22 protein-coding genes and 1 tRNA gene are annotated in these 23,626 nt (G+C 61.0%); 12 read left to right on the top strand and 11 right to left on the bottom strand.

What is annotated here, in order from left to right; genetic code table 11:
• The first annotated feature begins 2 nt into the window (after positions 1–2).
• From PU133_RS12010 to mazG, 4 genes are all read left to right on the top strand, one after another.
• On the top strand, positions 3–797 hold the full coding sequence (locus PU133_RS12010) for a TatD family hydrolase (protein WP_404861896.1): 795 nt from the start codon (positions 3–5) through the stop codon (positions 795–797).
• An 8-nt stretch (positions 798–805) separates the two neighbouring features.
• Positions 806–1,636 (top strand): MBL fold metallo-hydrolase, encoded by an 831-nt coding sequence (locus PU133_RS12015; RefSeq protein ID WP_404861897.1) that lies wholly within the window; start codon positions 806–808, stop codon positions 1,634–1,636.
• Positions 1,633–2,145, top strand: coding sequence for a YbaK/EbsC family protein (locus tag PU133_RS12020; protein WP_404861898.1), 513 nt, complete (start codon positions 1,633–1,635; stop codon positions 2,143–2,145). The genes PU133_RS12015 and PU133_RS12020 overlap by 4 nt, the downstream gene beginning before the upstream one ends.
• A 172-nt stretch (positions 2,146–2,317) precedes the next feature.
• Positions 2,318–3,145: a nucleoside triphosphate pyrophosphohydrolase gene (mazG, locus tag PU133_RS12025; protein WP_404864520.1), complete on the top strand. Its 828-nt coding sequence runs from the start codon at positions 2,318–2,320 to the stop codon at positions 3,143–3,145.
• Between the two features lie 41 nt (positions 3,146–3,186).
• Here mazG and hflX read toward each other — a convergent pair whose 3' ends face one another.
• The 7 genes from hflX to PU133_RS12060 form a co-directional block, all read right to left on the bottom strand.
• The gene (gene hflX / locus PU133_RS12030) at positions 3,187–4,563 is read right to left on the bottom strand and encodes a GTPase HflX (RefSeq protein WP_404861899.1); all 1,377 of its coding nucleotides are present in this window, start codon (positions 4,561–4,563) and stop codon (positions 3,187–3,189) included.
• A gap of 10 nt (positions 4,564–4,573) precedes the next feature.
• On the bottom strand, positions 4,574–4,825 hold the full coding sequence (gene hfq / locus PU133_RS12035) for an RNA chaperone Hfq (protein ID WP_126010377.1): 252 nt from the start codon (positions 4,823–4,825) through the stop codon (positions 4,574–4,576).
• Positions 4,826–4,942: 117 nt separating this feature from the next.
• Complete coding sequence (locus PU133_RS12040) at positions 4,943–5,806, bottom strand: D-amino-acid transaminase (protein ID WP_404861900.1); 864 nt, start codon at positions 5,804–5,806, stop codon at positions 4,943–4,945.
• A gap of 33 nt (positions 5,807–5,839) precedes the next feature.
• Positions 5,840–7,324: a potassium transporter TrkG gene (locus PU133_RS12045; protein ID WP_404861901.1), complete on the bottom strand. Its 1,485-nt coding sequence runs from the start codon at positions 7,322–7,324 to the stop codon at positions 5,840–5,842.
• A 6-nt stretch (positions 7,325–7,330) separates the two neighbouring features.
• Complete coding sequence (trkA, locus tag PU133_RS12050) at positions 7,331–8,707, bottom strand: Trk system potassium transporter TrkA (protein ID WP_404861902.1); 1,377 nt, start codon at positions 8,705–8,707, stop codon at positions 7,331–7,333.
• A gap of 125 nt (positions 8,708–8,832) precedes the next feature.
• Complete coding sequence (locus PU133_RS12055) at positions 8,833–9,600, bottom strand: outer membrane protein (protein WP_404861903.1); 768 nt, start codon at positions 9,598–9,600, stop codon at positions 8,833–8,835.
• Positions 9,601–9,807: 207 nt separating this feature from the next.
• Positions 9,808–9,883, bottom strand: a tRNA-Thr gene (locus PU133_RS12060).
• A gap of 153 nt (positions 9,884–10,036) precedes the next feature.
• Here PU133_RS12060 and PU133_RS12065 point away from each other — a divergent pair.
• The gene (locus tag PU133_RS12065) at positions 10,037–10,810 is read left to right on the top strand and encodes an NAD kinase (protein ID WP_404861904.1); all 774 of its coding nucleotides are present in this window, start codon (positions 10,037–10,039) and stop codon (positions 10,808–10,810) included.
• A gap of 57 nt (positions 10,811–10,867) precedes the next feature.
• On the opposite strand, the gene PU133_RS12070 is transcribed toward PU133_RS12065, so the two are convergent.
• Positions 10,868–11,377, bottom strand: coding sequence for a single-stranded DNA-binding protein (locus PU133_RS12070; protein WP_404861905.1), 510 nt, complete (start codon positions 11,375–11,377; stop codon positions 10,868–10,870).
• 357 nt (positions 11,378–11,734) lie between these two features.
• Here PU133_RS12070 and uvrA point away from each other — a divergent pair, with 357 nt between their 5' ends.
• The 6 genes from uvrA to PU133_RS12100 all read left to right on the top strand — a co-directional run bounded on the left by uvrA (position 11,735) and on the right by PU133_RS12100 (position 18,772).
• Complete coding sequence (gene uvrA / locus PU133_RS12075) at positions 11,735–14,656, top strand: excinuclease ABC subunit UvrA (RefSeq protein ID WP_404861906.1); 2,922 nt, start codon at positions 11,735–11,737, stop codon at positions 14,654–14,656.
• Between the two features lie 42 nt (positions 14,657–14,698).
• The gene (locus PU133_RS12080) at positions 14,699–15,325 is read left to right on the top strand and encodes a glutathione S-transferase family protein (protein WP_404861907.1); all 627 of its coding nucleotides are present in this window, start codon (positions 14,699–14,701) and stop codon (positions 15,323–15,325) included.
• A 9-nt stretch (positions 15,326–15,334) separates the two neighbouring features.
• Positions 15,335–16,147, top strand: coding sequence for a DUF72 domain-containing protein (locus tag PU133_RS12085; RefSeq protein ID WP_404861908.1), 813 nt, complete (start codon positions 15,335–15,337; stop codon positions 16,145–16,147).
• Positions 16,148–16,442: 295 nt separating this feature from the next.
• On the top strand, positions 16,443–16,781 hold the full coding sequence (locus PU133_RS12090; RefSeq protein WP_126010387.1) for a P-II family nitrogen regulator: 339 nt from the start codon (positions 16,443–16,445) through the stop codon (positions 16,779–16,781).
• A 69-nt stretch (positions 16,782–16,850) separates the two neighbouring features.
• Complete coding sequence (gene glnA, locus PU133_RS12095; protein ID WP_404861909.1) at positions 16,851–18,257, top strand: type I glutamate--ammonia ligase; 1,407 nt, start codon at positions 16,851–16,853, stop codon at positions 18,255–18,257.
• Positions 18,258–18,526: 269 nt separating this feature from the next.
• Complete coding sequence (locus PU133_RS12100) at positions 18,527–18,772, top strand: hypothetical protein (RefSeq protein WP_404861910.1); 246 nt, start codon at positions 18,527–18,529, stop codon at positions 18,770–18,772.
• Positions 18,773–18,796: 24 nt separating this feature from the next.
• On the opposite strand, the gene recQ is transcribed toward PU133_RS12100, so the two are convergent.
• The 3 genes from recQ to PU133_RS12115 all read right to left on the bottom strand — a co-directional run bounded on the left by recQ (position 18,797) and on the right by PU133_RS12115 (position 23,218).
• Complete coding sequence (recQ, locus tag PU133_RS12105; RefSeq protein WP_404861911.1) at positions 18,797–20,584, bottom strand: DNA helicase RecQ; 1,788 nt, start codon at positions 20,582–20,584, stop codon at positions 18,797–18,799.
• 99 nt (positions 20,585–20,683) lie between these two features.
• A complete protein-coding gene (locus tag PU133_RS12110) occupies positions 20,684–22,612 on the bottom strand; it encodes a DUF2207 domain-containing protein (RefSeq protein WP_404864521.1) in 1,929 nt (642 codons plus the stop codon).
• Positions 22,613–22,657: 45 nt separating this feature from the next.
• Positions 22,658–23,218: a LemA family protein gene (locus PU133_RS12115; protein ID WP_404861912.1), complete on the bottom strand. Its 561-nt coding sequence runs from the start codon at positions 23,216–23,218 to the stop codon at positions 22,658–22,660.
• A gap of 152 nt (positions 23,219–23,370) precedes the next feature.
• On the opposite strand from PU133_RS12115, the gene PU133_RS12120 reads away from it, so the two are divergent.
• Positions 23,371–23,607 (top strand): Lrp/AsnC family transcriptional regulator, encoded by a 237-nt coding sequence (locus PU133_RS12120; protein ID WP_151985828.1) that lies wholly within the window; start codon positions 23,371–23,373, stop codon positions 23,605–23,607.
• The last annotated feature ends 19 nt before the right edge of the window (positions 23,608–23,626 follow it).

A 23,626-nucleotide genomic window follows, 5' to 3' on the forward strand; every position in this document is an offset into this window, starting at 1 on the left:
GAATGCTCATCGATAGCCATTGCCATCTCGACTTTCCCGATTTCGCCGAGGAGCGCGACGCGATCGTGGAGCGTGCACGGGCGGCCGGCGTCGGTCGGCTCGTCACGATCTCGACGCGTGTGCGGCGCTTCGACGGCATCCTCGCGCTGGCGGAAGCCTATGACACCGTGTTTTGTTCTGTCGGCACCCACCCGCACAATGCGGCCGAAGAACAGGATGTCACGACCAAAGAACTGATCGAACTGTCGCGGCATCCCAAGGTCGTCGCGATCGGCGAAGCCGGCCTCGACTATTTCTACGACAAGGCGCCACGGGGCCTTCAGGCCCAAGGCTTTCTCCGACACATCGCCGCGTCGCGCGACACCGGGCTGCCGCTCGTGATCCATTCCCGCGATGCCGACGACGACATGATCGCGATCCTCGAGGAAGAAAGCGGGAAGGGCGCCTTCCCGTTCATCCTGCATTGCTTCTCGTCCGGCGCGCGCCTGGCGGACGTCGGCGTGGCGCTTGGCGGCTATGTGTCGTTCTCGGGCATTGTCACTTTCAAAAAGTCGGACGCGCTGCGTGCCATCGCTGAAACAGTGCCGCTCGACCGGTTGCTCGTCGAGACGGACGCACCTTATCTTGCGCCTCAGCCTTATCGTGGAAAACGCAATGAGCCGGCCTATGTCGTCGAGACAGCGCGCGTGCTCGCAGAGGTGAAGGGCATCAGCGCCGAAGCCCTGGCCAAACAGACGACGGGTAACGTGTTGAAAGTGTTTTCCCGCATGCCCGCCATTGCCGCTAACAGCGAATGACAGACCGCATGGTGCGCAGGCGGTTCACCATTCTCGGATGCGGCTCTTCGCCAGGAACGCCGCGCATCGATGGCGACTGGGGCGCATGCGATCCCAGCGAGCAGAAGAACCGGCGCACACGTGCGTCATTCCTGATCGAACAGATCGCAGAGGATGGCGGCCGCACGACCGTGGTCATCGATACCGGTCCAGATTTCCGGGCGCAGATGATCGCAGCGGAGGTGCGATCGCTTGACGCCGTCGTCTACACGCACCCGCATGCCGATCACATCCATGGCATCGACGACCTGCGCATCTTCGCGCTGTCGGCACGGCGCCGCATGCCGATCCATGCCGACGCGTTTACCCTCCAGCGCATTCAGGAAGGCTTTGCCTACTGCATAGAGACGCCGGAAGGCAGCGATTATCCGCCGATCGTCATGCCTGTTCTGATCGAGAATGATGACCGTCCGATCGTCATTTCAGGCGCCGGTGGGGAGATCGAGTTCCAGCCGTTGAGGCAGGTCCACGGGTCGATACAGTCCCTGGGGTTTCGGATCGGTGATATCGCATATTGCTGTGATATCAGTGACTTTCCGGATGACACCGTTGCGAAACTTCAAGGCCTTGATGTTCTGATTATCGATGCACTTCAGTACCGCGAGCACCCGAGCCATCTGTCGCTGGGCCAAGCGATGTCCTGGATCGAGCGGCTAAAGCCTCGTCAGACCTATCTGACGCACATGCATATTCCGATGGACTACGCGACGGTGGACAGAGAGACGCCGGACAATGTGACACCGGCTTTCGATCTGCTGCGATTTGAACGGGACATCATTTTGGAGGATTGGACCAAGTGAGCAGCGAAGCTTTCTCGACCAAGATGGCAAGCATCGACCGGGTTGCGGCAGACGCTGCCAAATTGGGGCTGGAGATCGAAATCCGCACGCTCGACGCTTCGACCCGCACGGCGGAAGAAGCCGCTTCGGCATGCGGCTGTGACGTCGCTCAGATCGTCAAATCGCTCGTCTTCGAAGACAGCGGCACCGGCAAGATCGTCCTGCTGCTCGTATCAGGTCGTCACAATGTGGATCTCGATTTCCTGCGCAGCCGACATGGCCTCGACCTGCGTCGCTGCGATCCGCGCCGAGTGCGTGACGAAACGGGATTTGCGATCGGAGGCGTAGCGCCGATCGGTCATCTGGCGAAGCCGACCATCTGGATGGATCGCGTGCTCGATGGCTTTGAGATTGTCTATGCCGCGGCAGGCAGGCCGGACAGCGTCTTTGCCGTCGATCCGGCCAAGCTACGGCAGGCCATCGGTGCAGAAGTTGTCGACGTGAATCAGGAAAGCGCCGCATCAGGTTGATCGGGAAATCTAATTTTACCGCAAGCTCCTTGAGTATGCCACATCGCATAGTTCCATAATATATCTTATGCGATTTCGATTTGTCTGTCGTTGGCATCGTCCGCCTGTGGAAATTTGCGCCCGACGAAGATCGTGTCGTGTCCCGGCGGAGATGCTGCGCTACACATCTCTCATGCAGCCCTCACGTGACATCGCCACCCTTCTCGACATCATGGCCAGGCTTCGGGATCCGGAGACAGGCTGTCCCTGGGACATCAAGCAATCCTTCGAGACGATCAAGCCCTATACGATCGAGGAAGCTTACGAGGTGGCCGATGCTATCGAGCGTGGCGATCGTGACGATCTCTGCGACGAACTGGGCGATCTTCTCCTGCAGGTGGTCTTCCACGCCCGCATGGCCGAGGAAGAGCAATCCTTTGATTTCGGCGAAGTCGTGCGCGCCATCACGGCGAAGATGATCCGGCGCCATCCTCATATCTTTGCAGATCGTGAGGCTTCCGACGCTGCGGCCGTCAAGGCAAACTGGGATGAGATAAAGGCTGCCGAACAGGCTGCGAAGGCGAAAAGCCGGGAAGCCCGAGGACTGCCGGCGACGGATCGGGAAGGGCTGCTGGATGGTGTGCCCCGCGCCCTGCCCGCATTGACCGAAGGCCTGAAACTCCAGCAGAAGGCCTCGAAGGTCGGCTTCGACTGGGCCGATCCTGAACCCGTGCTCGACAAGATCGAGGAAGAAATCGCCGAGCTGCGTGAGGCGCTTGCCGGCGGACGCGTTGAAGCCGTGAAGGACGAAATCGGCGACCTGATCTTTGCGATGGCCAATCTCGCACGCCAGCTCGATGTGGATCCCGAGCAGGCATTGCGTAACACCAATGGGAAGTTCCGGCGCCGTTTCGGCCATATCGAACGGACGCTCAGGGCCGATGGCGTTCCGCTTGAAGACGCCGGGCTGGAACGCATGGAAGCGCTTTGGCAGCAGGCAAAACAGATCGAGCGCAGCTGACGGCGAATGCGCTCGCCGCTCAGCTGATGCCGATCAGGACGTCATTCTTCCGAATGGTTGCCGAGGCGAATCTCGAAATCGCGAAAATCGTGTTCGGTGATCTCGACGTCGAGTGAGACCGTGCCGTCGTCGTTATCCACGCGATGGCGGATGTTTGCGTGCTCGTAGAGCCAAGAAAGCGTCGCCTGATCGTCGGTTCCGATGACCACCTGGCGTTCGACTGTCTGGCCCGACAACGCCTCTTCCACCTTCGACAGCAGGCGATCGACGCCCTCGCCCGTGATGGCGGACACGACCACCGTATCGGCCATGGTGGCGGCTTTCTCGGTGATAGCCGTTGCCGCTTCGGGTGCGAGCCGGTCGATCTTGTTCCAGACCTCGATGATCGGTGCGCGAGAGATCGCGTCTTCGCCACCGAGGCCGAGCTGTTCGAGGATAGCGCGCACGTCTTCTGCCTGGGCGCCCGTATCCGGGTCGGCGATGTCGCGCACGTGAAGAACGAGATCGGCTTCCAGCACCTCTTCCAGCGTCGCACGGAAGGCGGCCACGAGATGCGTCGGCAGGTTGGAGATGAAGCCCACCGTATCGGACAGGATCACCGCCCTGCCCTTGGGCAGCTTCATACGCCGAAGCGTCGGGTCCAGCGTCGCGAACAACATGTCCTGCGCCATCACCGAGGCGCCCGTGATGCTATTGAAGAGCGTCGATTTGCCGGCATTGGTATAGCCGACAAGCGCAACGATCGGATGCGGCACCTTCTTGCGCTTGGCACGGTGCAGCTGGCGGGTGCGGCGCACCTGCTCGAGCTCACGCTCGAGCTTGATGATCTTGTCCTGAAGGATGCGGCGGTCGGCTTCGATCTGCGTCTCGCCGGGGCCGCCGATGAAGCTCGTCGAACCGCGCTGACGCTCCAGGTGGGTCCAGCTGCGAACCAGCCGGCCCTTCTGGTAGTTCAGATGCGCGAGTTCGACCTGCAGCACGCCTTCACGTGTCGAAGCGCGGCTGCCGAAGATTTCGAGAATGAGACCCGTACGGTCGATGACCTTCGCATGCCATTCGCGCTCGAGATTGCGCTGCTGGACCGGCGTCAGCGGATGATCGACGATCACGAGACCGGCATTCAGCGTCTCCAGAAGGCCGCCGATCTCCTCGACCTTGCCGCTGCCGAGCAGCGTCGCCGGCTGTGGCTTGGCGACCGACACAACGGTGGCGTGGGCGATTTCAAGATCGATCGCACGCGTGAGGCCAATGGCTTCCTCCAGCCGCGCCTCGTCAGAGCGTTCGACCGAGCCGGACTTATCGCCCCGCGTGTCACGTTTCAGGATTGGTACGAGCACGAAGGCGCGCTTATCGTCACGAAGCTTCCGCTTCGGCGTATCGTCGGCCTTCTCGTCTTTATCACGCTGTCTGATGATCAATCAGCCTTGGTCACGATCCACTGCCGGCACTGTCGTCGCTCTCGAACATCTGAAGCGGCTGGCCCGGCATGATCGTTGAAATCGCATGTTTGTAGACGAGCTGCGAATGCCCGTCCCGGCGCAAGAGTACGCAGAAATTATCGAAGGACGTCACGACACCGGTCAGCTTGACCCCATTGATCAAAAAGATCGTCAGGGAAATCTTCTGCTTGCGGACGGTGTTGAGAAACAGGTCCTGCAAATTTTGAGAACGTTCCGCCATGGCGTCGCATCTTTCTTTTTTGCCGACCTCGACCGGGCCGGATAATCGTCACACTGTAACCCTTTGAAAATATGCTAAAAAAGAGAAGTGTGAAGGTCCCCTATTCCCTTGGTGGTATCAGGTTGGTGTCTTTTCTGCAACGTCAAAAAAGGCGTCCCGCATTTCAGCAGACATGGTGCCGGGGTGGCCATTGGCAATGGTGGTGCCATCCAGCGACACGATCGGTATAACGACGGAGGTTGCAGCCGTCAGGAACATTTCGCGCGCCCGCTTGGCTTCCTCGACAGTGAAGGCGCGCTCTTCCACCTTGAGATCGAGCTTTGCCGCCACATCCATGACCGTGGCCCGGGTGATGCCGCGCAGGATGCCGTGGTCGGCCGGCCGGGTCATGAGCACACCGTCTTCGCTGACAATCCAGACATTGGTGGCCGCACCTTCCTTGATGGTGCCGTCGACATCCACGAATATCGCCTCCTGCGCGCCCTCGGCTTTGGCTTTCTGGCGGGCCAGCACGTTGGGCAGGAGGCCGACAGTCTTGATGTCGACACGGTCCCAACGGTTCTCGGGCACCGTGATGACGCTGATCCCCTTCTCGACCTTGGCGCGCACGACGCGCGGATCGGTCTTTTTCGCCGTCACCACGAGCGACGGCATGGTGGCAGCGCTTGGAAACACATGGTCGCGACGGGAGACGCCGCGGGTAACCTGCAGGTAGACGAGCCCGTTGCGCACGCGGTTGCGACGCACCACCTCACGCAGCACCATCTTGAACGCGTCCCGGCTCAGCGGCCAGCCCATCTGCAACTCGCTCAGAGAGCGCGCCAGGCGATCGAGATGACGCGTCATGTCGACGATAAAGCCTTGGCGAACCTCGCAGACCTCATAGACGCCGTCGGCAAACTGGTAGCCGCGATCTTCCACATGCACGGCCGCCGCGCCATGGGGCAGATAGCGTCCATTCACATAGGCAATGCGCGACATGATCGACGTCCTTTTCCAGTCGCTGCAGATGGTTCAGCGCTGCAGCCAGTATTTGATGTTGATTACGGCGAAGACGACGAGCACTTCAAGCCTGCCGATCGTCATGAGCACGATCGCTGGAAGAAGCGCCGTCGTCGGCAGCGCCTCGAAGGCAGGCCACGCTTCGGCGATTGCCTGTGACCCTTGCGCCTCGATCGGCATCAGTGATTCATAGGCCGGGCTCGCGCCGGCGAAAAAGGTCACCGCCATGGCCAGCCCACCTTCGAAATTCGCCGCCGTTGCGGTGATCAGGACGGTTCCGGTGGCAACGCATAGCAGCGCCAGCACGAAATAGGACCAGACGGCGCGAATGGCGTCATCATCGATCTGGTCGCGGCCGAATTTCGATGGCGCGACCGCGGTCGGATAGATCAGGCGGTTGAGCTCAGCCTTGGCAAAGATCCACATGGTCGCGAGGCGATAGACCTTGATGCCGCCTGAAGTGGAATAGACGCTCGCACCCACGAACACGACGCACAGGACGAGGAAGGAAGGCAAAAGCGCGAAAACGCCGGGTCGCGTTTCGGCGCCGCTGGTGGCGATGAGCGATGATGCGGTGAAAAAGCCTTCCACGAGTGCTGTCAGCACCCCCACCGCCGAGAAGGAGCCGGACGCTTCGGAGATGCGCGCCGCGTAGATGATGCCAAGCCCAAGGATCGCAAGGATCACGATCCGTGCCTCCCGATTTTCAGCCAGCACCCGCCTTGGATTGCGCAGGATATTGCGCCGCCAGAAGACGCTGAGCGTGCCGAAACAGAGGCCGATCGCAAGAACGAAGATCGCCCCGAGACCGATATGCTCGTCGAGCGTGCCTTCGAAGGGAAGAAATCCCCCAGTTGAAATGCTCATCATGGCGAGCATAACGGCGTTGGCAGGATCGACTCGCGCAATGATGAGCAGCAGCGCGATGGCAATCGTCAACGCGCCGTACTGCCAAAAAATCGAGGAATACGCGCCGATGGCGCCCCAATGTCCATCGACCTTGCCACCGGTTCCGCGCCGCCTCCCGCTCGCCTTCAGCCCGCCGAAGCCCGCCGGTGCGAGGACGTGGATGATGGAGACGAGGATCAGAAAGCCGCCGTACCATTCGAGAGCCGAGCGCCAGAAGAGCAGCGCGGTTGGTACGGTCTGCCGCTGCAGCACGGTCGCCCCAGCGGTTGTCAGCGCTGACACGCCTTCGAACCACGCCTGCATGGGACCGAGGCCGACCAGTGCCATCAGGCAAAGTGCGGCCGTGATGGGCGTGACAAGCCAGACAAGGACCAGCGAAACGAAGTTCAACTCCCGTTCGAGTGGTCCGATCCGTTCAGACAGCGAGGCGAGCACCATGGTGCAGATGCAGGCACCGAACGCGGTGACGAGCGCCATATCCTCCGCCAGCGCGAAATCGCCTCCGGCAAGCGCAATCAACACCGCGGGTATGAGAAGTGCGAGAACGCCACCGGAGGCAAGGGTAAGGAGGTAGATCGCGCCGAGCATCGGCGGTCAGAAGAATTCGAGGCTGACGCGGAACATCTGTTCGACATGGCGGACATCGCGCGAGCGCGCGAACATCACGACCCGGTCCTTCGACTTGATCTTGGTCGAGCCGATCGGCTGCACCACCTGCTTGTCGCGGTAGATGGCACCGATGCGCACGCCATCCGGCAGATCGAGATCCCGCAAGGGCTTGCCGACGAGCGGCGACGTGTCCATCGCTTCCGCCTCGATCACCTCGGCCTGGCCCTTCTCCACGCTGTAGACAGCGCGGATGCGGCCGCGGCGCACATGCTGCAGGATGCGCGAAATGGTGACGGCGCGGGGATTGATGTAAGCGTCGATCCCCATCGGCTTGGTGAATTCCTGGAACGATGGTTCATTGATCAATGCAAGGCTTGCCTTGCAGCCCAGACGCTTGGCCATGACGCTGGTGAGAATGTTCACCTGGTCGTCGTTGGTCAGCGATACGATCAGATCGGCATCGTGGATATCGGCTTCCGTCAGAATCGACTGGTCGAGCGAAGAGCCGTTCAGCACCACCGCGCGGCGCAGCTGATCCGCGATCGCAATGGCGCGGCTGCGATCGTGCTCGATGATCTTGACCTTGATGTTCGGCTGCCGTTCCTCGATCGCCTTGGCGACGAAATAGCCGACATTGCCGCCGCCGGCGATGACGATGCGGATGGCCTCTGGCTCTTCATGCCCGAAAAGGCCAAGCGTGCGGCGGACGTGATCCTTGTCGCAGATCACATAGGCCAGATCCCCGGTGCTGAGCTGATCGGTCGAATGGGGCACCATCAGCTGGCCGTCGCGAACCACGCCGACCACGGTTGCCGTCAGGTCGGGAAACAACTCCGAGAGCTGTTCCAGCGGTGTGTTCACGACCGGGCAGTCTTCCAGGCACTCGATGGCGACGAGCACGATCGCGTCATTGGCGAAGCGGACGGCATCGGTCGCGCCCGGCAAAGCAATGCGGCGCAGCACCATCTTGCCGACCTCCACCTCAGGCGAGATGATGACGTCGATCGGCATGTGTTCGCGGGAAAAGAGATCGAGATAATGCGGCGCCAGATAATTCTGGGCGCGGATGCGGGCAATCTTTGTCGGGACGTTGAAGAGAGAATGCGCCACCTGGCAGGCGACCATGTTCACTTCATCCGAGAGCGTGACGGCGATGATCATGTCCGCCTCCTCCGCCCCGGCTTGCGCCAGCACTTCGGGATGGGCGCCATGGCCGACATAGCCGCGCACGTCGAGCGTGTCGCGTATCGCGTTGATGAGCGTGGCCGACGTGTCGATGACGGAGACGTCGTTTTGCTCCTGGGCCAGCTTTTCAGCGATGCCGAAGCCGACGCGCCCCGCCCCACAAATAATGATCCGCATGCCCTGCCCGTTCGGTCGCGAGGATTCGCTTCAATGCGCCGCACCATAATGCGCCGCGTCGGGCAGAGCCATAGGGGTTCGGCGAGATGGAAGGCGGTCGGTATCCGACCGCCTTCCTGAGTGGCTTAGAAGCGGAAGGAGACCTTCGCCTGGACCGTGTGGAAGTCGAACGAACGATCCGTTCCAAAGCCCGTGGTGCCGGCGCCGAACGGGCCGCCTACGAGGTTGGCATTGAAATCGTTGTCGCCGAGATCCGTGTAGAGGTACTCGAGACCGACCGAGATGTTCGACGTGACCATGGCTTCCACGCCAGCACCGACGGTGTAGCCGAAGTCATCATCCTGACCGCCAGAAGTCGTCGTCGTGGCACCTGAGCCGGGCTGCTCGTAGGAGAAGTCGACCTGGCCATAGGCGAGACCAGCCGTGCCGTAGACGAGGAAGCTGCTGCCGATCGCATAGCCGATTCGGCCGCGCAGAGTTGCGAGGTAGTCGAGTTCACGGGTGACCGTGTAGCGCGCAGGCGTGACGGAGAAGCCGTTCTGCGTGTCCGAAACGTCCGTGGCCGAAATATCGATAATGCCGCCGAAGACGAAGTTGCCGGACTGGGTGTCGTAACCGGCATGGACGCCGCCGATCAGGCCGGAATCGAAATCACCCGAAAAGCCGGGTGCGAAAGCCGTCTGAAGGGCCGGAGTGAACGGAGACAGGCCAAACGTACCCGTTTCGCCGAAGACGCCGCCCAGCTGGCCACCGACGTAAAAGCCGGACCAGTTCGGCGCAGCAGCCATCGGCGCTGCGGCGGCAGGTGCCGGATCGTTATACATTACCGCATCAGCAGCAAAGGCCGGTGCGGCCGCGGCCAGGATGGACGCGGTCAAAATCAGTCTCTTCATGTTCCGAATCTCCAGAAGTGTGGGGCTGTCCGGCCCCGAGCACTATTGGTCGCGTGCGATGCATCCGCAAGCTGAGAATGCGGCGAAACGGTGGTGCGCCAGGTGGTGGTGCCAGAATGTCACTATGTGCGCTCGGACCGGGAAATCCGTTGGGAAATGAGCAAATTCTGGAGAGATGAGCGGCCAGGCATTCCGCGCTGCCGAAAATGGTGCCCCCGGAGAGACTCGAACTCCCGACCCTCTGATTACAAATCAGATGCTCTACCAACTGAGCTACAAGGGCACGGGCGGGTGATTAGCATAATTGCCGGCGCTGTAAAACGAGAAATGCACTGGGCGGCGTCGCGGTAAAAATTAGCGCGGCGACCGGCTCCTTCGCGCTTGCCCGATCCGCCATCCCTCGCCAATGTGCCGCAGCAATGGGAGATGAGACTGGATGGCGCGTGCTACGGAAAAATTGAGTTTCATTTCGAGCAACGCTCCGGACGCGCAAGCGGCGCGATTCGAACTGGAAGCGCTTTACGGTGCATATACCCCGGAAGATGCCGACGTCATCATTGCACTCGGTGGCGACGGCTTCATGCTGCAGACGCTGCATCGCATGATGAATTCCAACAAAGTGCTTTACGGCATGAACCGGGGCTCGATCGGCTTCCTGATGAACGAGTACGCCACCGATGGACTGCGCGAGCGCATCGAGCGGGCGGTGGAAAGCGAGATCAATCCGCTGGAAATGGTCGCGACCGACGAGGATGGCGCTGAAACGCACGCCTTTGCGATCAATGAAGTGTCGGTTCTTCGCCAGTCGTATCAGGCCGCCAAGCTGCGCGTCAGCGTCGATGGCAAGGTCAGGCTCGAAGAGCTCGTCTGTGACGGGCTGATGGTGGCGACGCCTGCGGGCTCGACGGCCTATAATCTTTCTGCCCACGGCCCGATCCTGCCGCTCGTCGCGCCATTGCTCGCACTGACGCCGGTCAGCGCATTCCGCCCGCGGCGGTGGAGAGGTGCGCTGCTCTCCAACAAGGCGGAGGTGACGATCGAGGTGCTGGAGCGCGAAAAGCGGCCGGTCAACGCAGTCGCCGACAACACGGAGGTCAAATCCATTCGGCTCGTCCGCATCGTTCAGTCAAAACAGACGACCGCGCGCCTCTTGTCGGATCCCGATCATTCCTGGGATGACCGCATCATAGCCGAGCAGTTTCTTTATTGATGCGATCTGCGATGCGGGTTTTCCCGCATCGCTTTCATAGCTCTTGGTCCGCGCCAATCAGAACGGAATTTCGTCGTCCATGTCGCGGGAGAAATCGTCGTTGCGCGATGCCGGCGACTGTCGGTTGTAGTCGTTGCCGCCAACGCCCCCGCCCGAATAATCCGAGCCGCCGCGACCACCGCCGCCGCCACCCTGCCCCATGCCACCGCCCTCGCCGCGTCCATCGAGCATGGTCAGTGTCGAGTTGAACCCCTGCAGAACGATCTCGGTGGAGTATTTGTCCTGGCCGCTCTGATCCTGCCATTTGCGGGTCTGGAGCTGGCCCTCGATATACACCTTGGCGCCCTTCTTCAGGTAGCTTTCCGCAACCTTGCACAGGCCCTCATTGAAAATGACGACGCGGTGCCACTCGGTCTTCTCCTTGCGTTCGCCGGAGTTACGATCGCGCCAGGTTTCCGAAGTCGCGACGGACAGATTGGCAATCGGGCGGCCGTCCTGTGTGCGACGGATTTCCGGGTCGGCACCCAGATTTCCGACGAGAATGACCTTGTTGACGCTTCCTGCCATGGTGATTGCCTTCTTGTAGTCGCCGGTTGAATGATATCCGGCCAAACAGCCTTTAAGCCGCTGCCGCGCGATCATTGTTGAAAGGCGGCATCTTATCGGAACTCGCAGGAACCTGCGCCCCATACGCCGCATTTCCACAGGGCAGTTGGGCGTTTGCAAGGCAGGCTATGTTTTGTTCTTTTTTTGTTCTAAAAGCCTCTTGCTTGCTTGTCAACCGAGTCGGTCGGCGGCGGGCAAGTTGCCCTCGACATTGTCTTGCGAGAACCTACATGATTTGACGGCAACTGCGCAGTTCGACGAGGGTGGATGCGCAGCCTCGAACCTCCCCATCTTACCGACGTGTCATCTGGCGATCTCATGAGCGAACTCAAGACCATTTCCATTCGCGGTGCACGTGAGCACAATCTGAAGGGGATCGATCTCGATCTTCCGCGCAACAGCCTGATCGTCATGACCGGGCTTTCCGGATCGGGCAAATCATCGCTCGCCTTCGATACGATTTATGCGGAGGGCCAGCGGCGCTATGTCGAAAGCCTTTCGGCCTATGCGCGCCAATTCCTGGAAATGATGCAGAAGCCGGATGTCGACCAGATCGACGGCCTGAGCCCGGCCATCTCCATCGAGCAAAAGACGACATCGAAGAACCCGCGCTCGACGGTCGGTACCGTCACCGAAATCTACGATTATATGCGGCTTCTGTTTGCCCGCGTCGGCGTGCCCTATTCGCCGGCCACGGGGTTGCCGATCGAAAGCCAGACGGTCAGCCAGATGGTCGACCGGGTGATGGCTCTCGAGGAAGGGACGCGGCTTTACGTGCTTGCGCCGATCGTGCGCGGACGCAAGGGCGAGTACCGCAAGGAACTTGCTGAGTTGCTGAAGAAGGGATTTCAGCGCGTCAAGATCGACGGCGAATTCTATGAGATTGCCGAAGCGCCGACCCTCGACAAGAAATACAAGCACGACATTGATATCGTGGTGGATCGCATTGTCGTTCGTGATGACATCGGCGCGCGGCTTGCCGACAGCCTTGAGACTTGCCTTCGACTGGCGGACGGCCTGGCGGTTGCCGAGTTTGCCGACAAGCCATTGCCGGCGGGCGAAACGGCGGAAGGCGGCGGCGCGAACAAGTCCAAGAACGCGACCCATGAGCGAATACTCTTTTCGGAGAAGTTCGCCTGCCCCGTCTCGGGTTTCACGATTTCGGAGGTCGAGCCGCGGCTCTTTTCGTTCAACAACCCATCAGGCGCATGCCCGACCTGCGACGGCCTGGGCACCCAGCAGAAGATCGATCCAGCACTGATCGTTCCGGAGACGGCGCGCACGCTGCGTGACGGCGCCATTGCGCCATGGGCAAAATCCTCGTCGCCCTATTATCGCCAGACGCTCGAGGCGCTCGGCAAGCATTTCGGCTTCAAGATCTCGGATAAATGGACCGACCTGTCGGCAGATGCGCAGAACGCAATCCTGCACGGTACGGAGGACAAGATCGTCTTCAATTATGACGACGGCCTGCGCTCCTACAAAACGGCGAAGACCTTCGAAGGCATCGTGCCGAATCTGGAGAGGCGCTGGAAAGAAACCGACAGCGCCTGGGCCCGCGAGGAGATCGAGCGCTACATGTCGGCGGCCCCCTGCCCGGCTTGTAACGGCTATCGCCTGAAGCCCGAGGCGCTCGCCGTCAAAATCGATGGACGCCACATCGGCGAAGTCTCGCAGATGTCGATCCGGCAGGCGGGTACCTGGTTCCAGGATCTGCCGACCGCGATGAACGACAAGCAGAACGAGATCGCCGTTCGCATCCTGAAGGAAATCCGCGACCGGTTGAACTTCCTGAACGATGTCGGGCTCGACTACCTGACGCTGTCGCGCAACTCGGGCAGCTTGTCCGGTGGCGAAAGCCAGCGCATTCGCCTTGCCTCACAGATCGGTTCGGGCCTGACAGGCGTGCTCTACGTCCTCGACGAGCCCTCGATTGGCCTACACCAGCGTGACAACGCCCGGCTTCTGGACACGCTGAAGCACCTGCGCGACATCGGCAACACGGTGATCGTCGTCGAGCACGACGAGGATGCGATCCTGACGGCGGATCACGTCGTGGATATCGGCCCGGCGGCGGGGATCCATGGCGGCGAAGTCATCGCCGAGGGAACGCCAGCCGACATCATGGCCAATCCGAAGTCGCTGACGGGGAAATATCTGTCGGGTGCCCTCTCCGTCGCGGTGCCGGCGCAGCGCCGCAAGCCGGTGAAGCGCAAGGAACTGAAAGTCGTGGGAGCCCGCGGCAACAATTTGAAGAACGTGACGGCGTCGATTCCGCTCGGTTTGTTTACGGCGGTCACCGGCGTCTCGGGCGGCGGGAAATCCACCTTCCTCATCGAAACGCTCTACAAGGCGGCGTCACGCCGCATCATGGGCGCTCGCGAAAATCCTGCCGATCACGATCGGATCGACGGACTGGAATTCATCGACAAGGTCATCGATATCGACCAGTCGCCGATTGGCCGGACACCGCGCTCCAACCCCGCCACCTATACCGGCGCGTTCACCCCCATCCGCGACTGGTTCGCGGGCTTGCCGGAGTCCAAGGCGCGCGGTTATCAGCCCGGGCGGTTCTCCTTCAACGTGAAGGGTGGCCGCTGCGAAGCCTGCCAGGGCGACGGCGTCATCAAGATTGAGATGCACTTCCTGCCGGATGTCTACGTCACCTGCGACGTCTGTCACGGCAAGCGCTACAATCGCGAAACGCTGGACGTTACCTTCAAGGGCAAGTCGATCGCCGACGTGCTCGACACGACCGTCGAGGAAGGCGTCGAATTCTTCGCAGCCGTGCCAGCGGTGCGCGACAAGCTGATCACGCTCAACCGCGTCGGTCTCGGTTACGTCAAGATTGGTCAGCAGGCGACGACGCTTTCGGGTGGCGAGGCGCAGCGCGTCAAACTGGCCAAGGAACTCGCCAAGCGTTCGACCGGACGCACGCTTTACATTCTCGACGAGCCGACGACCGGCTTGCATTTCCACGACGTCGCGAAACTGCTCGAGGTGCTGCACGAACTGGTCGATCAGGGCAATTCGGTCGTGGTGATCGAGCACAATCTCGAGGTCATCAAGACAGCCGACTGGCTGATCGATGTTGGCCCGGAGGGCGGCGATGGCGGTGGCGAGATCGTCGCAAGCGGAACGCCGGAGGATGTGGTCAAGGTCGAGCGGTCGCACACGGGGCGGTTCCTGAAGGAACTTCTGGAGCGACGCCCACAAGCAAAATCTCAAGCGGCGGAGTAGGCATTCGGCTAACGTGGCCTCATCGTATCACTGGAGGCGGACATGATCTTGATCGGTCAGTATGATTCTCCCTTCGTGCGTCGCGTCGGTATTGCGCTGACGCTCTACGATCTGCCCTTCGAGCACTGGCCGTGGTCGACCTTTGGCGATGCGGATCGGCTCATCGCCTACAATCCGCTGCTGCGTGTCCCGGTGCTCGTCACCGATGACGGGGATATCCTGCTCGACAGTCACAGCATCATCGACCATGTGGATGGCCTCGCTTCTCCGGACGCGCGACTATTGCCGGTGAACGAGCCTGAACGTCGTCGCGCGATGAAGTCCGTGTCGCTCGCCACGGGCATCTCCGACAAGGCGGTCAGCCTCTTTTATGAAAATGTGCTGCATAATCACCCCTCCGCCCAGTGGATCGAGCGCTGCAAACGGCAGATTGCGGCAGCGCTGTCTGCGCTGGAATTGGAGGGATCCCGCCGCACCACGGCGTTCTGGAACGGTGAGCGGATCGGTCATGCGGATATCGCCATCGGCGCCATGCTCGACCATTTGATCGCCTCCCATCCCGATCTTATTGATCTGGACGACTATCCTGCACTGCAGCGCCACGGCGAGACGCTGCGGGCCATGCCGGTTTTCCAGTCGATCTACCAACCATTCATCCCACCGGCTTGAGGAGCGCCCATGGCAGACGCTGGAACCATTCGATGCGGCATCGGCGGATGGACCTTTGCGCCTTGGGAGGGCACGTTTTACCCGGACAAGCTGCCGAAGAAGCAGCAGTTGCATTTCGCGTCACGGCAATTGCGGACGATCGAGATCAACGGCACCTACTATCGGGGGCAGACGCCCGAGACGTTTGCCAAATGGGCAGCCGATACGCCTGAGGGGTTTGTCTTCTCGGTCAAGGGCAACCGCTTTGTCACAAACAAGAAGGTGCTCGCCGAAGCCGGCGAGTCGATGCGAAAGTTCTTCGACACGGGCGTCGTCGAACTGGGCGACCGGCTGGGACCGATCGTGTGGCAGTTTGCGCCGACCAAGAAGTTCGAGCCCGACGATTTCGAGGCCTTTCTGCAGTTGCTGCCGAAGAAGGATGGCAGCATGACATTTCGGCATGTGCTGGAGGTGCGTCATGCAAGTTTCATCGATCCAGCGTTCGTCGCGCTCGCACGCAAGCACGCGGTCGCCATCTGCTACGCACACCATCACGACTACCCCGAAATCGCCGACGTGACGGCTGACTTCATCTATGCCCGCCTGCAACGCGGCAGCGACGACGTCGAGACCGCCTACCCTGGCGATGAGCTGGATGCCTGGGCGAAGCGGGCGGCGATCTGGTCTAAAGGTGGCCAGCCATCAGACCTGCCGTTGGCGGATCCAAGCGCTGCGCCAGAAAAGCAGGCCCGCGATGTCTTTCTCTACATCATTCACGAGGGGAAAATTCGGGCACCTCAGGGTGCGATGGCGCTTGCTGAGCGAACTGGGACCGCCCGGTAGGCGCTATCGATCTGACTCTGATTAAATAATGCTCTGTCTGCCTATTATTTAGGCGACACCTGCCATTATCACGCCAATGATTGCGTGTGAGAATTTTCGTCGAAATGATCGGATTTTCACGAGATACCAGTCCTCGATGCGGCGTTTCGTCTGATCTTGCAGCATATTCGAGGTCTGCCCTTGCGTATTCGGCGAAATACGGCTCGAATTCGCGCGATGTGGCACGGACCGTGCATACGTCTGGGAGCGGGCGCGATACCACGCGTTCCGGGAAAAGCGGAGAGCAGGTTTTCTCATGAAAAAGATCGAGGCGATCATCAAACCCTTCAAGCTCGACGAAGTGAAAGAAGCGCTTCAGGAAGTCGGCTTGCAGGGCATTACGGTCACCGAGGCAAAGGGCTTCGGACGCCAGAAGGGTCACACCGAACTCTACCGCGGCGCCGAATATGTGGTCGACTTCCTGCCGAAGGTGAAGGTGGAGATCGTCTTGTCGGACGAGACGGCGGATGCCGCCATCGAAGCCATCCGCAACGCGGCTCAGACCGGACGTATCGGAGACGGCAAGATCTTCGTGTCGAATGTGGAAGAGGTGATCCGCATCCGTACCGGTGAGACCGGCGTCGACGCCATCTGAGTTGCCCGGCGCGCCGGCTTTCCGGCGCTCCATCGTTTATTTTAATATCTCAAACAGGGAAATTTGCTGATGAGTGCCAAGGACATCCTGAAACAGATCAAGGACAACGACGTTAAGTTCGTCGACCTGCGCTTTACCGACCCCAAGGGCAAGATGCAGCACGTCACGATGGATGCGTCGATGGTCGACGACGACATGTTCGCCGACGGCGTGATGTTCGACGGCTCTTCGATCGCTGGCTGGAAAGCCATCAACGAGTCCGACATGGTGCTGATGCCGGACACCGAAACGGCCCACGTCGATCCGTTCTTTGCCCAGTCCACGATGGTCGTGATCTGCGACATTCTCGATCCGGTCACGGGCGAGCCCTACAACCGCGACCCGCGCGGCACGGCCAAAAAGGCTGAAGCCTACATGAAGGCATCCGGCATCGGCGATACCTGCTTCGTCGGCCCGGAAGCAGAGTTCTTCGTCTTCGACGACGTCAAGTACAAGGCCGACCCGTACAACACGGGCTTCAAGCTCGATTCGACCGAACTGCCGTCGAACGACGATTCCGATTACGACACGGGCAACCTCGGTCACCGTCCGCGCGTCAAGGGCGGCTATTTCCCGGTTCCCCCGATCGACAGCTGCCAGGACATGCGTTCTGAAATGCTGACGGTCATGGCCGAAATGGGCGTGAAGGTCGAGAAGCACCACCACGAAGTGGCTGCTGCCCAGCACGAGCTCGGCATCATGTTCGACACGCTGACCCGCAACGCCGACAAGATGCAGATCTACAAGTACGTGATCCATCAGGTCGCAAACGCCTACGGCAAGACGGCTACCTTCATGCCGAAGCCGATCTATGGCGACAACGGCTCGGGCATGCACGTGCACCAGTCGATCTGGAAAGACGGCAAGCCAACGTTTGCTGGTGATGAGTATGCCGGCCTTTCGGAAAACTGCCTCTACTACATCGGCGGTATCATCCGTCACGCCAAGGCACTGAACGCCTTCACCAACCCGTCGACCAACTCCTACAAGCGTCTGGTTCCGGGCTATGAAGCCCCGGTTCTGCTCGCCTACTCGGCCCGTAACCGTTCGGCATCGTGCCGCATTCCGTTCGGCTCCTCGCCGAAGTCGAAGCGCGTCGAAGTCCGCTTCCCGGATCCGACGGCGAACCCGTACCTCGCCTTCGCAGCCATGCTGATGGCAGGCCTCGACGGCATCAAGAACAAGATCCACCCGGGCAAGGCCATGGACAAGGACCTTTACGACCTGCCGCCGAAGGAACTGAAGAAGATCCCGACCGTCTGCGGCAGCCTGCGTGAAGCGCTCCAGAGCCTCGATCGCGACCGTAAGTTCCTGACGGCCGGCGGCGTGTTCGACGACGACCAGATCGATGCCTTCATCGACCTGAAGATGGCTGAAGTGATGCGTTTCGAAATGACGCCGCACCCGGTCGAATTCGACATGTACTACTCGGTCTAAGCCCGTTCGTTCCGGGCGATCCGGACGATCGGCGACCTTCGAACCCCCGCGGCATGCCGCGGGGGTTTTTCGTTGTGGGCTGAAACCTGGGCAACTGAAAAAGTCGTTTGCGGTCTAGCGTCGCGAATGCGGATGGATATGATGGCGCCGCACGGACCAGAGGCCGATTCAACTGCGACACCCACTGTGGGCGCTGATCACCTGCCTCCGGTTTGCAAGGCGCAATGCCCTGGAAACCTGTAGCGTAACGGACGGAACGGACGAGCCGAATGGATCACTTCGAGCAGCTTGGCTTCGCCATCATGGTGATCTTCGGTGCGATCGTCATCTGCGGTTTGATGGCGTTCGGAATCGCTTCGCAGGACAAGCCGGCCTTCATGTACGCCCTCGGCGCCGCCGTCGTCGTATGGGGATCGTCCTTCGCGGTGGTATTCGACCGCCCCCGCATCTTCGGCTCGCTGCTCTTCTGCTCGATCGTGCTGATCGCGCTCTCGATCGTGGCCATCGTCACCTGATTGAGAGGTCCGCTGCGGCGCGGCTCAGGCCTCGCGCATGACTTTCAGGAATGCTTCCCCATAGTCACCGAGCTTTTTGGGCCCGACGCCGTTGACCGTGGCGAGTTCATCCATGGTGCGCGGGCGAAGCTGGGCCATGTCGATCAGTGTGGCATCCGGAAAAACCACATAGGCTGGCACGGAACGCTCGCGTGCGAATTCCAGCCGCAGCGCCTTGAGACGCGCAAACAACGGCTCGGCGTCCGGATCGATGGTGACGGTCTTGCGAGGAGCGGGACGGCTCGACTGGGCCTGCTCGACGATCTCGCGCAGTTCGAAGCGCGACTTGCCCGCCAGGGTCTGATCCGCCAGCGGCGTGAGCTCCAGGGCTCCGTAACGCTGGATGTTGATGGACAGATAGCGGTTCGCCACCGCCTGGCGCACGAAGGCCTGCCAGTATGCCTTGGAGCGTGTTGCTCCGCTGCCGAAGAGCGGCAAATCGTGGTGCTGGCGTTCCTCGATCTTAGCCGTGCGCCCGCCACGCAACACGTCGATGAGGTGTGACGCGCCGAAACTCTGGCCTGTGGCGGCAATGACTCCGAAAAGCTTCAGCGCTTCGCCGGTGCCGTCGATCACCTCTGGCGGATCGGTGCAGTTGTCGCAGTTGCCGCAAGGCTGGCCTTCCTCGTCGAAATAGGCAAGCAGCGCGACGCGGCGGCAGCCGGCGGTTTCCGCATAGGCGAGCAGCGCATCAAGCCGCTTGTGCTCGCGCAGAATATGGTCGCGATCTTCGCCATCATTCTCGATGAACTGCCGCCGCATGCGCACATCGTCCAGGCCGAAGAAGAGCTGCGTATCTGCGGGCAGACCGTCACGGCCTGCGCGGCCGATCTCCTGGTAGTATGCCTCCATGCTGCTTGGAAGGTTCATGTGGCAGACGAAGCGGATATCCGGCTTGTCGATGCCCATGCCGAAAGCGATGGTCGCCACCATGATGGCGGATTCGCGCATGAAGCGCCCTTGCCGCTCCCGGCGCACCTCCGGCGGATGGCCGGCGTGGTAGGCAATGGCATTGAAGCCCTTCTCCACCAGATAGGCCGCGACATCGTCGGTCGATTGCCGCGACAGGCAATAGACAACACCTGACTGGTCGGCTCGCTCTTCGAGAAATGCGACGAGCTGGCGCTTCCAGTCGCGCTTCGGTTCAACCGCCAGGAACAGGTTGGGCCGATCGAACCCCTGGAGTGCGATCTCGCCGTTTCCACCGAACAGCTTCTCGGCGATGTCTCCCCGCGTCGCACTGTCTGCCGTCGCCGTGAACGCCGCGATCCGCGCTTTCGGAAAGCGTGTCTTCAGCTCCGAGAGACGCTCGTATTCCGGGCGGAAGTTCGCTCCCCATTTGGAGATGCAGTGCGCTTCATCGATGACGAACAGTCCCGGGTCGAGCCGTCCGATCGCGTCCAGCATCCGGTCGGTCATCAGCCGTTCCGGCGACAGATAGAGAAGCTTCGCACGGCCTGAGGAAACGTCGCGCCATGCGTCGACATTCACCTGGCGGTCATGGCCGGAATGGATCGCCGCAACGGGAACGCCGTTGGCACGCAAAGCCGCCGTCTGATCGTCCATCAGGGCAACCAGTGGCGAGATCACGATCGTCAGACGCGGGCTCATCAGGGCCGGAACCTGGAAGCAGATCGACTTGCCCGCCCCCGTCGGCATCACGGCCAGCACGTTGCGACCGGCTATGATCCGGTCGATGACGTCGCGCTGGCCGGGCCTGAAATCTCGATAGCCGAAGACTTCACGCAGCACGGAGTTCGGGCTGTCGTACACTTTGGAACCTCTGGATTGATCCGGCGGGCAAATCACGCGAGCGGAGACAAACCCGCCAAGCCGGTCAAGTCAACGCAGAGGTCAGCCATCCACAAGCTTCTACCAGCCACCCCCGCCACCACCGCCGCCACCGCCGCCCGAAAAGCCGCCGCCACCGGAAAATCCCGAGGACGATGACTTGGCCGGCGGTATTGCTGCGGAAAGGCTGCGCGAAATGTCATGCCCGACATCGCCGATGGAATCGGCGAATGAGCCGGGGGAGAAATCCCGCCCGGAGAACCAGTAAGGCACAGCCTGGCTCGCCGCAGCCGCACCGGCAGCCGTTGCAAGCCAGCGCTCAAACGCCTGGCTCCAGGGCTTCTCCACGCCGAGCGCCACCGCATAGGGCAAGAGCGTTTCGAAATGGCGCGGCGACATGGTGGGTGCACCCTGCATGTTCATGCGCTCCGCTTCGGCAAGCGTCAGATATTGCTTCAGACCGGCGATGCTGTCCTGCATGCGTGCGCCGATGGTCGTTGGAGCGCCCATCAGGAAGAAGAAGACGCCGTTGACGAGAAAGATCGCTACAATTGCCCCGACGAGAAAACCGTTGAACTCGGTGAAGAAGAGCGCCCCGACAAGCCCGCTTCCGATCGTCAGCGCCGTCGATGCTATGAAGCCGAGGACGATGATGGACAGGATGCGCTGTGCGAGACTGCGCGACGAACGGAAAGCCTTGCCCATGCGCACCATGACGCTGGCAAGGATGATGCCGGGAATGGACGCCATGACGAGCGCAACAATGGCTTCCTGATTCATCCCACCGAACAGGAGGATGGTGAACAGGCCGAGCACGGTCAGCGCGATGCCGCCCGCGACATACGCCCAGTTGTGGCGATAGAACTTGCCCCGGTGCTCGCTTTCGATGGCGCTGACGAACTTGCGCGACAGGCTCTGGACGGCAGGGCCATTGGCGCGGTTCATCGGAAGAAAACTTCCCGGCTCGCCCAGGCCGACCAAAACCGCCCTTTCCCCGACTGGGAGCCTGCCATCGTCGCGCTGCTCGGTGCGCGTGACGATGAGATCTCCGTCGAGATCGCGCAGCGTCACGAAGCCCTTGACGGCGAGGTTGAGGATGGCAGCGGCGATGGCGGTGAAGCCGCCACCCGACAGGCCGCGATTTGCAATGTAGTTCACCATTGCCGGCGAGGCGTTTTCAGGTGGATCCCAGCGCGGAACCACGACCCCGGCCGGAGGATCGCGGCCGACGCGGTTCCACGCCCACAGATAGTAGACGCCGATCAGGACGAGAAAGAGCACAGCCAAGATGCTGCCCGCATTGTCGCGCCAGAACCAGGCGCGCTCCTGAGCGCCGCTTGGTGCTGCTATGGCTCCCTTGGAAATCTTGACCGCAATTGTCAGCCCCTCTTGCGGCTGCAGAACCTCCGTGGTGGCGAAGACCGCCCGGTTGTCAGCCAGCTGTTGCGACGTTGCCGCGCTGCCCGTCTCACCATAGCGACCGGTGAAGACCGCAAGGTCTTCAATCGTGGCGCCGCTCGGCAAACTGACCTCGGCCGATGCCGACAGGATCGGAAACAGCCAGCCATTGCCGGTGACGTTCCAGTAGACCTCGTCATGCGTGTCGAAATAGCGGATCTGGCGGTCGGTCTCGTAGCGGATTTCATAGGTATGGATGCCGGGAGGCACGATGCTATCGGCGTCGCCGATATAGACGCGGGCGATGCCGCTGCTTTCTTCGACCCGGTATGGCTCGTCGGCGCCGTCGCGCGTGACGCTTGAAACATCGAAGCCGACATCGCGGAGCCGGCCGGAAGTATCTTCCATACGCAGGGGAAAATCCCGGTAGATGCCCCGGCGGATCAGATCGCCTTCCGCGCGGACCCGGATGGTCTCGACGACGAAGAGAACACCGTCCGCCGCCACGTCAATCTCGGCATCGAAGGCGATGATTTCCTCGCGCGCACTGGCGGCAAGCGGCATCATGGCCAGCGTGAGCGCTACGCAGAAAGCGGCAACCAGCCGATGCAGATGGAAGAGCTTCGCGATCATGCTGTCGTTGGCTCGCTGGCTATTTCAGGAAAAGGCGACCTTGGGAACGATCCGATCGGCCGGATCGTCGATCTCGAAATACTCGGTCTTTTCAAAACCGAACATGTTCGCCACGATGTTGGACGGTACGCTCTCGACCTTGATGTTCAAGTCCCGCGCGGCGCCATTGTAATAGCGCCGGGACATCTGGATCTCGCCTTCGAGTGTTTCGAGCGAGGTCTGCAACTGGCCGAAATTCGTGCTGGCCTTCAGGTCCGGATAGGATTCGGCAACGGCGATCAGGCGGCCGAGTGCCTGGCTCAGCAATCCTTCGGCAGCCGCCCTGCCCTTGACGTCGTCGGCTGGCACCGCTTTGGCGCGCGCACGCATTTCAGTAACTTCGCGCAACGTGTTGGCTTCGTGATCGGTGTAGCCACGGACCGTTTCGACCAAGTTCGGAATGAGATCGGCCCGGCGCTTCAGCTGGACGTCGATGCCGCTCCACGCCTCCTGAACGAGCTGTCTCGCCCGGACCAGCCCGTTATAGACGACGATGCCGTAGAGGATCAGCGCGACGACGATCACGCCGATGACGATGCCAGTCATGCCCATTGCAGCCTTTCCCGTTTCGAATGCCGGACCCTAGCCGCTTCGTGCCGACTTGTCATGATGGACAAAGTCAATGGCAATGGGCGCTTCAAATGCCGTCGCAAACCGGCTAGGCCTGATCGCTTGGATCGATCGAGCGGAGACCTGTGATGCGCTGTTTTTTCGTTGAATTCCAATGCCAGCTCGGCAAGGCCTATCAGGTGGCGGCGGAAATCGCCGCGCGCGAAATCGCGTCCGAGATCTATTCCGTCAGCGGCCAGTACGATCTTCTCGTCAAATTTTATGTCGAGGATTCCGTTGATATCGGGCATTTCGTGGCAGAAAACCTGCACACGATCGAAGGCGTGCAGCGCACCCACACGGTGCTGACCTTCAAGGCTTTCTAGCCGCAACGCCGATTGCCTG

Origin of the sequence: Georhizobium sp. MAB10, assembly GCF_045012825.1 — a bacterium.
Classification (GTDB): Bacteria; Pseudomonadota; Alphaproteobacteria; order Rhizobiales; family Rhizobiaceae; genus Georhizobium; species Georhizobium profundi.